The sequence below is a fragment of the Traorella massiliensis genome, from assembly GCF_900104665.1.
Classification (GTDB): domain Bacteria; phylum Bacillota_I; class Bacilli_A; order Erysipelotrichales; family Erysipelotrichaceae; genus Traorella; species Traorella massiliensis.
Genome location: NZ_LT629969.1, coordinates 630,329 through 645,665, shown reverse-complemented (window position 1 = coordinate 645,665; position 15,337 = coordinate 630,329). Strand labels below are relative to the sequence as shown.

Annotated in this window: 13 protein-coding genes and 1 CRISPR repeat array; of the genes, 1 reads left to right on the top strand and 12 read right to left on the bottom strand. The window is 29.8% G+C overall.

The features are described from left to right. Positions 1-220: 220 nt before the first annotated feature. From BQ5367_RS10365 to BQ5367_RS10325, 9 genes are all read right to left on the bottom strand, one after another. Positions 221-952, bottom strand: a complete 732-nt coding sequence (locus tag BQ5367_RS10365; RefSeq protein ID WP_071442423.1) for a type 1 glutamine amidotransferase — start codon at positions 950-952, stop codon at positions 221-223. Beyond that, positions 949-2,244 carry a Mur ligase family protein gene (locus BQ5367_RS10360; protein ID WP_071442422.1) on the bottom strand — a complete coding sequence of 432 codons (1,296 nt, stop codon included), beginning with the start codon at positions 2,242-2,244 and terminating at the stop codon, positions 949-951. Before BQ5367_RS10360 ends, BQ5367_RS10365 begins: the two co-directional genes overlap by 4 nt. 61 nt (positions 2,245-2,305) lie before the next feature. Continuing rightward, the gene (gene rpmF / locus BQ5367_RS10355) at positions 2,306-2,473 is read right to left on the bottom strand and encodes a 50S ribosomal protein L32 (protein ID WP_071442421.1); all 168 of its coding nucleotides are present in this window, start codon (positions 2,471-2,473) and stop codon (positions 2,306-2,308) included. Positions 2,474-2,489: 16 nt separating this feature from the next. Then, a complete protein-coding gene (locus tag BQ5367_RS10350) occupies positions 2,490-3,008 on the bottom strand; it encodes a YceD family protein (RefSeq protein WP_235858782.1) in 519 nt (172 codons plus the stop codon). Positions 3,009-3,130: 122 nt separating this feature from the next. Further along, positions 3,131-4,815: direct repeats of the CRISPR family, unit length 36 nt; unit sequence GTTTTGGATCTATTCAAAATAACATAACTCTAAAAC. Between the two features lie 36 nt (positions 4,816-4,851). Further along, positions 4,852-5,547: a type II-A CRISPR-associated protein Csn2 gene (gene csn2 / locus BQ5367_RS10345; RefSeq protein WP_071442419.1), complete on the bottom strand. Its 696-nt coding sequence runs from the start codon at positions 5,545-5,547 to the stop codon at positions 4,852-4,854. Then, positions 5,544-5,843 carry a CRISPR-associated endonuclease Cas2 gene (cas2, locus tag BQ5367_RS10340; RefSeq protein WP_235858781.1) on the bottom strand — a complete coding sequence of 100 codons (300 nt, stop codon included), beginning with the start codon at positions 5,841-5,843 and terminating at the stop codon, positions 5,544-5,546. The genes csn2 and cas2 overlap by 4 nt, the downstream gene beginning before the upstream one ends. Before the next feature lie 10 nt (positions 5,844-5,853). Further along, a complete protein-coding gene (gene cas1, locus BQ5367_RS10335; protein WP_071442417.1) occupies positions 5,854-6,723 on the bottom strand; it encodes a type II CRISPR-associated endonuclease Cas1 in 870 nt (289 codons plus the stop codon). After that, positions 6,720-10,688 (bottom strand): type II CRISPR RNA-guided endonuclease Cas9, encoded by a 3,969-nt coding sequence (gene cas9, locus BQ5367_RS10330; protein WP_071442416.1) that lies wholly within the window; start codon positions 10,686-10,688, stop codon positions 6,720-6,722. The genes cas1 and cas9 overlap by 4 nt, the downstream gene beginning before the upstream one ends. A 260-nt stretch (positions 10,689-10,948) precedes the next feature. After that, the gene (locus BQ5367_RS10325; RefSeq protein ID WP_071442415.1) at positions 10,949-11,530 is read right to left on the bottom strand and encodes a hypothetical protein; all 582 of its coding nucleotides are present in this window, start codon (positions 11,528-11,530) and stop codon (positions 10,949-10,951) included. Positions 11,531-11,710: 180 nt separating this feature from the next. Between BQ5367_RS10325 and BQ5367_RS10320 the strand changes: the two genes are divergently transcribed. After that, positions 11,711-13,162 carry a transposase gene (locus tag BQ5367_RS10320; RefSeq protein WP_071441052.1) on the top strand — a complete coding sequence of 484 codons (1,452 nt, stop codon included), beginning with the start codon at positions 11,711-11,713 and terminating at the stop codon, positions 13,160-13,162. An 888-nt stretch (positions 13,163-14,050) separates the two neighbouring features. Here BQ5367_RS10320 and BQ5367_RS13290 read toward each other — a convergent pair. From BQ5367_RS13290 to BQ5367_RS10310, 3 genes are read right to left on the bottom strand one after another with little or no spacing between them, the layout of a single operon-like run. Further along, positions 14,051-14,629 carry an HNH endonuclease gene (locus tag BQ5367_RS13290; protein WP_083383242.1) on the bottom strand — a complete coding sequence of 193 codons (579 nt, stop codon included), beginning with the start codon at positions 14,627-14,629 and terminating at the stop codon, positions 14,051-14,053. Further along, positions 14,626-15,003, bottom strand: coding sequence for a hypothetical protein (locus tag BQ5367_RS13285; protein ID WP_083383241.1), 378 nt, complete (start codon positions 15,001-15,003; stop codon positions 14,626-14,628). Before BQ5367_RS13285 ends, BQ5367_RS13290 begins: the two co-directional genes overlap by 4 nt. Next, a complete protein-coding gene (locus BQ5367_RS10310) occupies positions 14,987-15,328 on the bottom strand; it encodes a nucleoside triphosphate pyrophosphohydrolase (RefSeq protein ID WP_071442414.1) in 342 nt (113 codons plus the stop codon). Before BQ5367_RS10310 ends, BQ5367_RS13285 begins: the two co-directional genes overlap by 17 nt. Positions 15,329-15,337: the final 9 nt, after the last annotated feature.

Genomic DNA, 15,337 nt, shown 5'->3' with positions numbered 1-15,337 from the left:
CATCACCCACTTTCTACCACTTTACGCTACTTTATACCACTATTATAAAAGAATTGCTTGAAATTGTATAGTCTTTTTTTCATAAAAATTAATTAAAGATTAAACAAATACATTCTAAAAAAGTGTCAATGCACGAGGTTAGACACTTTGTGTTAATTTAGGAAAAAATTGGATACAAAATCATAAAAAAAAGAGAGGATTTTACTTCGATCCTCTATCTCTAATCTTTTAAAATTCTTGTTAACATTACATCTCTAGCTTTATTTTCCAACGTATCATCTAACTGTTCCAACTCTACATCACCATAGCGTTTCTTTAACGCTTTACGAAGGATCAAATCCGCTATTTGAGGATTTTTAGGCAATAAAGGGCCATGCATATAGGTACCCAAGACAGAACCATTATAAAAGCCTTCAAAGCCACAGCCAAAGCTATTTCCCTGACCACTGAGCACTCTGCCAAAAGGGGTTGAAACGTTTTTTGTCTGCCCTCCGTGATTTTCAAAACCTACGGCCTTAAATTTCTCACCTTCAACATCTACTTCAATTGCAATATTACCGATACAGCGAACATCACGTGAAGCACTTTCAGTATAATAGTCAAAAAAGCCAAGTCCTTCAATCTTATTCCCATCGCCATCCAGATAATACTGGCCAAACAACTGATAACCGCCACAAATCAAAAGAATGAAACTTCCCTCATCCATGGCCTTTCGAATATTCTCTTTACGGCTTAACAGATCTTCTACCAAAAGACTTTGTTCCTTATCGGCACCACCACCGATAAATAATAGATCATAAGCACTCAGATCCTTTTCTTCTTTGAGTGAACAGGTATCTACGATGCATTCAATATTACGTTTTTGGGCACGAATCTTCAGCACCTGAATATTTCCCTTATCACCATATAGATCCATCAGATCATGATACATCCAGCATATTTTCAGATTCATGACGCATGCCTCCTTATGATTGAACGTGTTGACTGCAAGGCAGTATAAGTAGCGATCACATAAGCATCTTCTTTTAATTCTTTTAATCGCACGATACCATCCTCAACACGTTCATAGACTTCAATATTCTCATAACCTTCATATTTCATACGTAAGGCAATATCATAAGCTCGTGTTCCACTACATAAAACTCTTTTGGTATGTTCATCAATCAAAAGATCAAAATGAGCATCCCAGATCCAGGAAACATCACGACCATCCTGATCATGATCATTCAAAATAATCATTACATTTTTATCTTCATGATTTTTCATGATAGCCTTCATTACTTCATTGGCTCCTGTTGGATTTTTCACCAGATTCAACAGACATTTACCATTTAAATCAAAAGACTCATTACGTCCCTTATGCATCGTAAAAGTTTTAAACACTTCATTCGCACATTCATCAGAAACACCATTGACACCCATACAGCACAAAACAGCTGCACAGTTATAAATCGCATAAATAGCATTCTGAAATGAATGATACGTCTTCTGATTCATCGTAAAGGTTTCATTCTCATAATCGATCGCATCTACAAAATACTCAATATCATTCTTTCCAAAACCACATTCACAAACAAACTTTCCAATATGCGAATACTGATAATAATCATAATGCAAAGAACGGCCACAACGTGGACAGAATTTCCCCTCACTGGCTTCATTGCTCGTTTCTGAAGACACTTCATTTTTACCTACACCATAATAATGAATATCCGCTTTCTTAGCACTATCTGCCAGTCGCACTACATTAGGATCATTAGCATTTAAAATCAGATGTCCCTCATAATCATCTAGCACCGACTCAATACGCCGTACGATCGTTTCCATTTCTCCCGCACGATCCAATTGATCACGGAAAAAGTTATTCACAACAAAAGTGGTGACCCCAAGATCCTTAAAAACACGCATGACCGTCAGTTCATCTACTTCAAGTACTACTACGTCTGCTTGTACTTCATATCGCAAAGAGGAATGGGTACACAACAACGTAACGATACCTTCTTTCAGATTATCACCTTTACGGTTACCAATAACACGATAACCTGCCTTAGCGAATGATTCAACGATCAGATTGCTTGTCGTCGTTTTCCCATTCGTTCCCGTAACCATGATGACCTTCTTAGGCATCTTAAATTTTTTTAATATATCCGCATCCATCTTCAACGCAATCGTTCCTGGTAAAGAACCTCCTCTTCCCATCAGCGATAACAGAAAATGAATTCCTTTGATCAGCAATAGTTTCATAAAACACCTCTTTGTGATTATACAACACAACACATAATAAAAAAAGAGTCATTGACTCTTCTTAGGCAACTTTTACACCATCGTAGTAACCGCACTCTCCACAAACTCTGTGAGTTCTCTTGAATGCTCCACAGTTAGGACATTTTACCAATGTAGGTGCCGCTAACTTGTAGTGAGTTCTACGTTTAGCTTTTCTAGTTTTAGAGTTACGTCTTTGTTGAACAGCCATCTTGCTACCTCCTCACCTATTCCTCTATCTTGAAATCCTTTAGTTTTGCTAATCGAGGATCGATTTCATCTTTTTTAGATGAATTAAACTCTTCCTCGCTCACAACTTCCCAGCCTTTTCCCTTGGGATACTCGACCCCTTCTTTTACAACCTTGTAAGGAATCTCCATTACAATCAGCTGGAAAATTGCCGGATACAACTCGACGATGTCTTTCTTTGTCTCATGGATATCCAAATCCTGAGGATTCTTTTCAAATGAATAAACTTCACTTGAAGATGTATCAAATTCCACCTCAACATCTTCCAAAGAAATGCTGCAAGGTACCACCATGATCCCTCTCACATGAATATTAGCAATTGCCAATTCAGTAGAAACATCATAATGAATATCACCTGATACTTCAACATCCTTTAACTTCCTTAAGTGGCTTACCTTTTTCAAATCAGCTTCATTGAATTCAATCATTTCATCAAACTCAATCGTGTTGTTTTCAGCCTGGAGTAATTCACTTTTCGTCCACTTCAAAGAAATCACCTCGTTGCTTAACGTAAGTAGTTTACCACAAACCCCAACAATAGGCAAGATTTATTTGCTGGAAAGTTAAAATACTTGACAGTAACTACAATTTTCTTTTCATATCTATTCTCATACAGATTGTTTTGAAAGTATTCAAAATAACATAACTCTAAAACTCCCGCTGAACTCGGCATCCAGCTGAATATGTTTTGGATCTATTCAAAATAACATAACTCTAAAACCGACAGTTACGCTAAGAGTCTGTGTAGGAGGTTTTGGATCTATTCAAAATAACATAACTCTAAAACTGCATATTTGGTACTTCATCTAACTTTTCAGTTTTGGATCTATTCAAAATAACATAACTCTAAAACGCTGATTTTGTTTCTATATATAATGTGTCAGTTTTGGATCTATTCAAAATAACATAACTCTAAAACCAGACTTCTCATCTGCAAGGTCAAGCCTCTGTTTTGGATCTATTCAAAATAACATAACTCTAAAACCACCCGAACGATTCATCATTCACAACAAAAGTTTTGGATCTATTCAAAATAACATAACTCTAAAACACAATGCGCTGGTTAGCACTTATAACACCAGTTTTGGATCTATTCAAAATAACATAACTCTAAAACCTGCCCTCTTTTGTGCCAGTATCTGCACACGTTTTGGATCTATTCAAAATAACATAACTCTAAAACATAGCCGATGCAATGCTTACACAGGTGAAAGTTTTGGATCTATTCAAAATAACATAACTCTAAAACCCAAATTCACTCTCTACGTTCATATATTCGGTTTTGGATCTATTCAAAATAACATAACTCTAAAACTTTATCATCGTGGCCTTGAGACAGTTTGTCGTTTTGGATCTATTCAAAATAACATAACTCTAAAACAATATCAAAGAAGTCTGATAATCAATAATCGTTTTGGATCTATTCAAAATAACATAACTCTAAAACGTAAGAAAGCCGTTCGCAGAAAGTATCACAGTTTTGGATCTATTCAAAATAACATAACTCTAAAACTTATATGTCCAGACGCTGAGATGTACCTTTGTTTTGGATCTATTCAAAATAACATAACTCTAAAACACTGCGCCACCGATTGCCAAGAATCCAACAGTTTTGGATCTATTCAAAATAACATAACTCTAAAACATATCATCAACATTAAATTTATATGTACCAGTTTTGGATCTATTCAAAATAACATAACTCTAAAACGATATATTAAGACCTGCACCAACTTTAACAGTTTTGGATCTATTCAAAATAACATAACTCTAAAACAAAGCGATTTTAGATTCGAGATAGTCCATTGTTTTGGATCTATTCAAAATAACATAACTCTAAAACTCTTCAAATTCAAGTTCTGAAAGTCTTTTAGTTTTGGATCTATTCAAAATAACATAACTCTAAAACCCAGATTTCTATTGTGGCAACATATCTAGAGTTTTGGATCTATTCAAAATAACATAACTCTAAAACCCATCAAGAACACGGCCAACACCAACTCTTGTTTTGGATCTATTCAAAATAACATAACTCTAAAACAAAGAAGACGCAGGAGTGCTCGTTCCACTAGTTTTGGATCTATTCAAAATAACATAACTCTAAAACTATAATCAAAGTTCCGATAAAGGGGGTGTGGTTTTGGATCTATTCAAAATAACATAACTCTAAAACTTGATATACGGCTAAAATATGAGAAAATTCGTTTTGGATCTATTCAAAATAACATAACTCTAAAACTGTATTCCAAATATCCATCCCATGTTTCAGTTTTGGATCTATTCAAAATAACATAACTCTAAAACCTCAAATTTAGAATGAATGGGTAACGACTCCATCTGTTATTTTGAATTTATATCTTTATTATAAATCAAATCAAATTCGTTATCAATTAAATATACATCTTCAAATAGCGATTCTCTTTCAATCGAATTTTCTATAAATAATGCATCTATTTGTTTATACCGTATATATTTAAGTATTTCCTTTACTTCTTCATCATCAAAATAATCTAGAGAATGAGATATAATTAAAAGAATATCTGGCATAAATTCAGAAAGAATTTCTATTATCAATAGTGCTTTTTCTAGCAATGTTGAATATTCTGCCCATATTTTTATACCATGAGATTTAAAATATGTTTCTAATTCTAACTGTTCATTCAAAATTAAATCGAAGCTCCATTCACTTGCTGCATTAATTATAGAATGATTTATCATATTGATGGATGAATAAAAACTATTAACTAATTCATTACTCTCTTCTATTATCTGCTTTAGAGATAAATATAACTTATTAAGAATTGTTTTAGAATTAATTTCAAAACTGAAAATATCCTTTATCAAAATAACATTTTTTGATAAAACAAGTTCTAATTCATCATTATAAATAATTATTTCATTTAAGTTACGATGATCATAAGTCAATATGTTTTTTATAGTGTTAGTAAATAATTTTTTATCCTCAATAGCTAATAGCACATTTTTATAAGAAAATGTTTCAATATCTTTGTAAAATCCTTTAATTCTAACTTTCATATTATAATGATCCTTTTTTCGCTATCTTCTATTTGACTTTGTTTATTGCCAATAATATATTCCATCTGTGAAAACTGCTTCTCTGTTACTACTAACATTTGTATCAAACCTTCTTCTGGTTTATTCTTTTCTAATTTCAATTTCTCACTTTTTACTATTGAACTATTTAAAGCAAGTTTGCAATAAACACTTTCTTGCATCATAATATAACCCGATTTAATTAAAAACTTATGAAATTTCTGATAAGATTTGCGTTGTGAATATGTTAAAGTTGGCAGATCAAAAAATAGAATCATTCTCATATATCTAAAACTCATAACTGTAAAATTCTATTAATTCTGTATTCTCATTTTCAATCGCATTGAATACACTTTTAACATAAATATTAATTGCATTACTTACATATTGTTCCTTATTTTTAATTATTATCTTATTATCTAAAACTTCCAGAAGAGATAGTTTCATTGAAGTATCAAAATATACTTTTTCAGTATTCTTAACTATTTTATCTATCAACGGTCGAAATGGTTCCATTAAATCGCTAGAAAGATTAAAATTATTAAAGTAATTACTGTGTTTGATACCAATTTGTGTTAAATAACCATAATTTACAATAGACTTATTAAATTGTGATAATAAAATTGAATAGCCATAATTTAAAGAAGCATTTATATCATTACTTTCTTCTCTCGAAAATTCCATACCAAACAATGAATTAAAATACACTTTAGCCGCATGGCCTTCCCTGTTGGTAGAATCCATTAGTTGTAATTCTTCACTATATTTTATAAGCTTTTGATAATTCTTATTGTCTAATGAATACAACAATTTAGATTGATTACATATTTTTTCTTTGATAATTCTGGTCCATATTTTTTGAGTATATAAAGTCCAATTTATCTGTTTCATAATAGTTTGACTTGAATTGTGAGCGCCATAATATGGAATTAGTTCACTTTGTGGATTTCTTTTATCATCACAAAAAATAACTTTAATTTTCCGTTTCATTAATTCTGATATCAAGTAAGAAGTGATTGATACAGCAGTAGAATCTATCAAAAGTGTTGATATTTCTGAAAGGTGAATTAAATTAAGCTTTTCGTTGCGAATAATTAAATAATCATTCTTGTATGAAAGTCTTGATTTTGATTTCACTACAACAGTACGCCAAGTCATAGCTTTTCCTTTTTACAATATATACCAGTTACAGACTGATGATAGAAAACCGTCTTATCTAAATCTATCATTATTTTGTTGATTCGCCCAACTCTATCTGTTAAACCAAGCAATTTTAAATTTCCATTTTTTGCTCCAGCTGACATTACATTTAAAATCTCAATGATTACTTTGCATTTAATATCAATATCAGAATTTTTAAACGATTCAGTTTTATCAGATAGCTTTTCAGCAATTTTTTTATATTTAGGATAATGAAAAAACATTTTTTCTATTAAATCTATATATAGCGTATTAATCTGTGTTTCGTCTATTGATTGATAATCGTTAATTTTTATAGATTTTATTATTTCATTTAGTATAATTGTTTGTTTCCTATTCAAAATTAATTGTTTTGCATTTTGAAGTTCATCTGCTGAACTAATAAAGAATAATCCTCCATTTATTTCAACTAGCTGATTCTTTTTAATTTGTTTAATGATATTAACATAGTTTAACTTATATTCTTTTTCAACATATTGAATGAGTGCTTCATTAGATTGATTTTGTAAATATAAAGGAATATTTACAATTCTTCTAATAAATTCTTGTTTTTTTGACAATTTTTTTCCTTCTATTGCATAAAAATTATAGCTAATTTGAGTAAATCCTCCATATTTTTGCACATCTTGTCTATTTTTGTTTACTGGAAAAGAAGCTTCAGTTTTTCCATTTTTACTATTTTTATCTGATGGCATAATAGTTATTTTAAATAATTGACCATCATTAACTTCAAGTTTTTTTGTAACATAACAATCTTTATAATCAAATACCTTATTAATATTATTTATCATTTCAGGTTCCCAAAGTATCTCACCTGTATCAAGATCATAATGAGTATAGTTCATTGAATTTAATATAAAACCAGAATGTCCTTGATTTCCAAGCTTACTTTTTTGATTATGTATATAACTATTATAGTCAAATCTACCATTAAGTTTTGGTAATGATTTCTTCACGAACAATCCGATAATCGAAGCGATATATGCATCATGTGCGTGATGAAAATGATTTAATTCCCTGATTTTGAGAATTTCATATTTTTCTCTATAACTATGACCTAGGTTAGCACGTATCGCATAAACTTTAGTACCTCCGTAATAACTTGAAATAATTCTAGCAACATGTTTTATTACTTGACGAGTTTCTACCAATTGGCGATTAATAAATTTCTCAACCATGTTGTCATCCATCTTTGAACGTGTTAAATTAATAAATTTCTTTTTTGAAATTAGTCTTTTATCGTATAAATTTTTCCAGATCATATATTGCCTGTTCCTAATTTCCAAAGGCACAACTAAATCATCCAATTTTCTTTGATTTTCTGAAGAAATGACAAGAACCTTGTTATCTAAACTATCATCCTTGATTAACGAACGAGGAAGAATATGGTCAATTTGATAATCACTTAATCGATTGATATCTAAAGGTTTATTTGAGTACATACATTTTCCCATTTGTGTAAAATATAAATATAGCCGATCATCCATACGTCCTGAATCTTTATAATCATTTAATTTACTTATTATTTCTTTTACTTCAGTATTTAATTCCAAGTTTTTATAGATTTGTTCTAATTGTGTGGTACGAGACAAAGTCCTTTTTTTTGTTTTTTCTTCACGTGCAAATTCTATAAATACATTCGTTGGATTATGTCCCATAAAATGAGCGATTTCATCTATAATTAGAAAAGTCTGACGAATACTTTTTTTGATTGCTGGAGAACAGGCAAGTTTATCGATTTCTTCATATACTGAAATATTATCATTTTCTTTAAAATATTCATTTTGTATTAACTGATCATACCCCAACTGATCATCATTAATAATTTCCATTAAAGTTAAATTATCTTCTTCCATTACATCCAAAATAGTAGCATGAGAGCTAATTCTGTTGTCAGCATATAAACCATTTACTAATTTTGAAGATAAACTTGACCATCCTTTATAATTCAGCTTCATTATTTTTTCTATCTTATCTTCAGATAAAAGATAAACCTTTTTTAATCTTCTTTTTAATATTTTTGGATCATTGAATATTGTAACATCATTTGCTATTTTTTCAATTAATTGATAGTTCTCATCATTAACCTCTCCAAAAATATTCATAAAATCTATCCACACATTCATAGATGAAGCAAATTCTTTATCCTTCTGATAACCAGTAATTTCTTTTATTTCTCCATACTCTTCATTATTCAACCAATCAATTAAATGTTTTTCTTTCACTTTTTTATGTTTTAAGAATAAATCATTAATGATACGTAATTTCGTATCCCTTCTAATTAATTTACCATTAATCCTTATCTTATTAAGTTCGGAGAGAACTTCATACTTATTGCAAGTTAGCGAATTTTTAGGCATTACAGGTTCACTTGGTAAATATGTACACATACTTTTTAATTTTTCAATAAATAGAGCTGCTGTATTATCGACATCTACAATTTCTTCATGATTCCATGGCAAAATTCTCTCATCTTCCTTACCAATTTTCTTTTTTAGCCATCCAAATGTTTTATTTCCATCTAAAGGACCATAAAAATAAGGAATTCTAAATTCGAGTATTTTTATTATTTTATCTTTATTTTCCATTAATTCTGGATAATAATTTGATTGCTTGTCTAAGATCATACGAAGTTCCTGAAGTTGCATCTGATATGGAATCGAACCATAAATGCGACTATTTTGTTTTAACATAAAATTTTCTTTTTCAATTTTTTCAATTAATTGATAGGCTTCACATGTATCAATTTTCAGCAATATTTTCTTAATATATTTGTAAAAGTTATCTTGTGATGCTTTTTTTGGATGATAAATATAATTATAATAATTATGCTCATTTATCTTATCTCTGAAAACTTCATGATATACTTTAGTATCATATTCTTTGATAATTTTTTTTAATTGTTTCAAATCTTTTTTATGGTCCTCATATTTTTTGATCATTATTTCAGAAATTGTAGCCCCATTAGAATCTTCCCCTAAAATTTGCTGAAGTTCTATCCAGCTATATACGTTTTGAATTTCTTCAAAAACAGATAATTTATTATCATCTAATGCAGTTTCATATTTTGTTAACAGATCATTAAAATCTTCTTCAGACAATTTAAATATAATATCTTTATCATCGTCTTTTAGTTTTTCAAACGGATAAATTTTTGAAAAATTACATGACATCCCTAAAACTCCATTAAATAAATTAGTAAGAATCGATTTTAATGAACTAGTTGCTTCAAACTTTGATACACATTTTTCAACTTTTTCCTTTTTTGTAAGATTACTTGTCAGTGTCTCAATTATATTTTGGATATTTATATCGTCTATATCCTCTTCAATACCATTTTCTTCAAAAACATGATTCAACAATGATCCTAATTTTTCTTTTATATCTAATTTGTCATTTATAAATTCTTTTCCCTCATAAAGAAAATTTCCTCTATATTTTATAATATGATGCAAGGCAAGATAAATTAATCTAGGATCTTCTTTTTTATTACTATTACATAAATAATTTCTTAAATGATAGATGGTTGGAAATTTCTTATAATAATCTTTATCCGTAAACTCCTTATCTGAAAATAAATTATAATTATCTTTATAATTTTCCTGAAGAACTTCCTTTTTATCTTCTTGAACTAAAAAAGTACTATTTTTCATACGTATAAAAAATGTTGGATCCTTTTCCAGAACCATTTTTTCCATAATTGATTGAAGAAGAAAAATTCTTTCTCTTCTTTTATTGTACCTTCTTCTTGATGACCGATTTAATCGTCTATTAGCAGCGGTTCGAGCTTCTTCAAATATTCTGCTTCCCCATAAATGATTTTTATTCTTTTTTAAAAGCTTAAATTGCTCATCAATAACTGCCCAGCCAACTGATGAAGTTCCTGTATCAATTCCAATACTATAATTCATGTTTTTATTCATTTTATCTTGACTTCCTTTCTTTATTGAGTTATTCTAATTATGTCAAGAGATTGACATATTCAAAATAACATAACGAGTTAAAATAAAGCTATGCTTAAATGCCGTTAATTCGGTATCACTTAGGTGATAAATGAATAGTTGCCATGCAGCTATTTTTTTATGCTTTTTTAACTCTCTCTTCTTTTCTACTAATAATTTGTAGCTTTATTTCACAATATAAATATACGTAATCCAACATCAATTTCTTCTACTAAATCTCATTACTCCAACATATCCGCTCTTTCTTTCAAGGCATCAAAATCAGGATCGTCAGCAGCATTTTTAAGACCTAATTCATAATAATGCTTCGCCTTCTCTAAATCCTTATGATAAGAAGTAAAGTCATCCACAAGCTCAACATAACCCCATAGCCACTTTGGATTCTTTTTTAATTCCCTTACGATATTTCTTTCTCCTTCTTCAGCTCGCCCAAGCTTAAATAAAAGGGTTACCTTTAAACGCAATGCATTTTCATAATCTAAATCTGTTAATTCAAAAGTATCCATATATTCTCTTTGCATATCTAAAAACATCTGCAAATCTTCTTTTGAATTATAAACAACAATTTCATAATCACCAATAAAATTCATTGCGAAATCTTCCATAATACCGCACTTATCTAAATCATCTAACGTTTTGATTCCATTTCTTTTCGCAAAGTTGATCAAATATCTAAATACTTCCACATAATAAGGTCTTGCTTTATCTTCTTCTCGATTTTCATAATAATCCCTTCCTATCAGCATTTTCTCATTGATTTTCTTGTCAAAAAATTTTCCCGGTTTGTTTCCATATAAGTTCATTGTTTTTCTCCTTTATTATTTAGAGCGTGGTCGAAAACATTTTAACGGCTTGTTTACGCTCTTTTTTAATTGCCGTTTTTTTGAAATCCCCCCAACTTTTTTCACTTTTTGCTTGACAAATCGCCCTCGTTGCGGGCTCGCTTTGCTCGCCTTTCTGTAGTAAGTAGGTGGTGATCTTCAATGTTAATTTATTTCTCTTCGTCTCAAGATTACAAAGAATTTCTTAAGACAGAAAAGTCTTCTCTTTCAACTTCTGATCTTTTCAGACTTTCTTCTCCTAATTTTAAGTCTGCTATTCATAAGTTGTCTAAACTTGATGTCGACCTTGTCGCCGATATCATCTTTCCTTTATATTCTCCTTTGGGTCGTCCCGCTAACGATCCTGCTATCTATTTGCGTTCTGTCGTTTTGATGCTTCATCTTGGTTTTACTTCTCTTAAAAATTGGTGTTATGAAGTTCATCACGATAGGCTTCTTCAATATCTTATCGGTTCTTGGAATGTTCCTAACCATTCTTCTCATTACGATTTCATTAACCGTATCACTCATTCTTTTTCTCACCATAACGATCTTCTTCCTAAAGGCCTTTTTACGAATAAATCTAATTCTTCTAAACCTAAGAAAGGTGAAAAATTAATGAACTTCTCTAATGATGATACTTATTCTCTTTTCGATAATTACACTCATGATGGTTCTGTTTTTGACCGTGATCGTATGATTTATACTCTTCAATTACTTTTTAACGCTATTGCTGTCATTCCTTCTCATGACATGGGCTTTATTGATTCCTACAATCTTGTCTTTTCTGGTGATGGTTCTGCTTTTCATATTCATGCTTCTCCTTTTGGTCATCAAATCATTAAAGATGACAATATTTTAAACACTCATCGTTATAGCGCTAAAAACGCAGATTTTGGTTGGGACAGTGATCTTGGAATGTATTACTTCGGTTATACTCTCTATAACATTTCTTATCATAACCCTCTAATCCATACTGACCTTCCCGTCTTTATCGATTTAGAGAAAGCTTCTCGTCATGATGCTCTGTCTTCCATTTCCTCTACCGCTCGTTTCCTTGATATTAACCCTGAACTCTCTCCAAAATTCATGTGTTTCGATTCCGCAAGCGATTCTTCTGCCGTTTACCAATTTCTGCGTCACCATAATATTATCCCAATCATTGATTTCAATCAACGTAAATTGGGTAAAAATATTTATAAACACTTTGATTCTATTAGTGAAAACGGCAAACCAATTTGTGATTGTGGTGTTGAAATGTATCACTGTGGCTACGACTATCAAAGGCAAAGAAGAAAATTCCGTTGTCCTCTAAAAATGGGATTGATTGATTCTTGTCCACATGCAGATACATGTTCTCCTTCTCCATATGGTAGAACTGTTTACATTAACGATTCGCTTGATATGCGTCTTTTTGGCCCTGTTCCTTACAAAACAGATAAATGGAAAGAACTATACAAAAATAGAACTTGTACTGAGAGAATCAATAATAGAATTCTCAATGACTATCATCTTCATCAGATGAGAATTCGTGAAGACTCCAAAGCAGCTTTCTTTTCAATCTTTGCCGCCATCAATATTCATCTTGATGCTTGGATTAAAAATGAAACCTGATTTTCGCTAAATTTATTTTATTTCATTTGTTCACTTGTTTTTAGTGCGCTCATTTTTTTTATTTAACTTTTTTATTTAAAATCTCTTCTTTTTCTTTTCGATTAAGTACTACTTTTCGTCCTTACTCATTTATACTTTAAGTTTACACGAAAAAATGGTAAAAAAACATAACATTTCTATCTTTTTTTATAATTATCCAATCTTTCACTCTATCTTCCCTCTTATAAGTTTTCACTTGCTTTCTTTAATAAATAATAAAAGAAAATACAAACATAAAATAAGAACTTAAAAACTTTTTTTAATACAAATTCTACTTTATTCATCGTTTATCCTCCATTTCTATTATTATCATACAAAAAAGCCTGTTAAAAAAACATAACACATCTATCGTTTTTGATAAAATTGTTACTAATCAATGAGAAATAAATAATAAAATGTAAATATTTTTAGAAAAAAAGACATTTTCATGGATATAGAATAGTAGGTTCCCTACAAAGAAGTGAAAATTCATGACGTCTGTATTATTTGTATAGAGGGGGTGCAGTTGGGATTTGAACTTATCATTCTTCTCCAATTATTATATGAAAATGTCGTAGCTGTGAAGGAATGTTTACGTTTGAACATACTGTACATTAGTCTGATTAAACGATAATCTACGATTTTCCCTTCATAATAAAACCCCAGTGATTGCAACACCAGGGTTTCATATTTGTATGAAGTTCATCTGTTATTATGATAATATATTCTTACTTACATGTTAATTAATAATTCATGACAATAATTTTAAATAACTGTAAATGATTAATTACTCAACAGACCTTTAAAAATTATAGTAAAAATTGCTGTTTTTACTATAAGTGAATATTATCTTTGCTATTTTAGCATCTACTAGCTCTTACTTCCTGTCCAGAACTTATTTACATAATCTTTTTCTATTGATATTTTTAATTCATCATATATTTTATTATTAATTCCATTGTCTTCCATACATTTTAAAAGATTTTTATTTCTTTTTATTAATTTAATAATTTCAATTCTTGTTGGAATTCTATTATTTTTACTCGAATTACAAGTTTGACATACATACACTAGATTCCAAACATCATCTGAATACATATATGACCAAGGAATAACATGATCAATAGAGAGATGATCTTCTATTTTCTTATTACAAATAAAACATTTGTGTTCTTTATTTTCTAAATCTAAATAACTTTTAAATTTATTTAAGGAACTTCTTTTTATCTCTCTTTCGTCCATAATTTTAACTTTCTTATTAATTCTTGGTGTACTATTAAATGTTTCCAAGATTAATCCCCATCGATAATTTATCAGATCGTACAAATCCTGTTCATTTTCTTTCAATAATTGTAATAATGAAGAATCTATTTCTAAAAAATCGTCCCCTTTGATATAAGAATATAATTCTGTATCTTTGCCATTTAATATTTTAAAACGCCAACTCACATCTTTTTTATAGTTCTATTATAATCTTCTAACAAATTGAATTTTTCAAATTTAGTTTCTGCTTTTTCATATAATTCGGGTGCTTTTGATTGTACACACATAAAATATTTGTCAATGAGTTCTTTCACACAAGTTAAAATTACAGGTGGTTTTAAGGGATTAGAACCTTGTTTTAAGTTAAAAAAGATTGTTTGATTCCAGTAATATTTGATATACTTTTTCGCAATATCACTAAACTGAATTGTTATTTTTTCATTTGTTAAATCAATTTGAGTTGATATTTCAACTAATGATTTAGCCCACGCCATTTTATAAGTATTGTCATAATTACTTTCTCTAATGATTTGTTTGAACACATTAAATTTGTTCATCATTTTCTAAGACTCTTTCCAAAAAAATCTTTTTTTCAAAACCACCACGTTTATTACGTTTTAAATTAGCTACTTCTACAATATCCTCTAATGTTTTATTCTCTAAGATACTTAGCGAACGTATGATTTCTAACATATCAGCCAATTCTTCTATTCTATCCTCACTTGTATCTGCGGATAACACTTCTTTATATTCTTCTAATAACTTTATCTCCAATTCCTTTTTAAACGTTTTATCATCTAATACCTTTACGATAGGTTCACGTCCATCGTCTTTTATAATTTTAGGAATATTATCTCTGACTAGTTTATTATATACTTTTTCCATAAATACCTC

Bases quoted from the DNA above. Each gene is read 5' to 3' on its own strand.
- BQ5367_RS10365 (WP_071442423.1), bottom strand. From the start codon at position 952: ATGAATCTGAAAATATGCTGGATGTATCATGATCTGATGGATCTATAT.
- BQ5367_RS10360 (WP_071442422.1), bottom strand. From the start codon at position 2,244: ATGAAACTATTGCTGATCAAAGGAATTCATTTTCTGTTATCGCTGATG.
- rpmF (WP_071442421.1), bottom strand. From the start codon at position 2,473: ATGGCTGTTCAACAAAGACGTAACTCTAAAACTAGAAAAGCTAAACGT.
- csn2 (WP_071442419.1), bottom strand. From the start codon at position 5,547: ATGAAAGTTAGAATTAAAGGATTTTACAAAGATATTGAAACATTTTCT.
- cas2 (WP_235858781.1), bottom strand. From the start codon at position 5,843: ATGATTCTATTTTTTGATCTGCCAACTTTAACATATTCACAACGCAAA.
- cas1 (WP_071442417.1), bottom strand. From the start codon at position 6,723: ATGACTTGGCGTACTGTTGTAGTGAAATCAAAATCAAGACTTTCATAC.
- cas9 (WP_071442416.1), bottom strand. From the start codon at position 10,688: ATGAATAAAAACATGAATTATAGTATTGGAATTGATACAGGAACTTCA.
- BQ5367_RS10325 (WP_071442415.1), bottom strand. From the start codon at position 11,530: ATGAACTTATATGGAAACAAACCGGGAAAATTTTTTGACAAGAAAATC.
- BQ5367_RS10320 (WP_071441052.1), top strand. From the start codon at position 11,711: ATGTTAATTTATTTCTCTTCGTCTCAAGATTACAAAGAATTTCTTAAG.
- BQ5367_RS13285 (WP_083383241.1), bottom strand. From the start codon at position 15,003: ATGATGAACAAATTTAATGTGTTCAAACAAATCATTAGAGAAAGTAAT.
- BQ5367_RS10310 (WP_071442414.1), bottom strand. From the start codon at position 15,328: ATGGAAAAAGTATATAATAAACTAGTCAGAGATAATATTCCTAAAATT.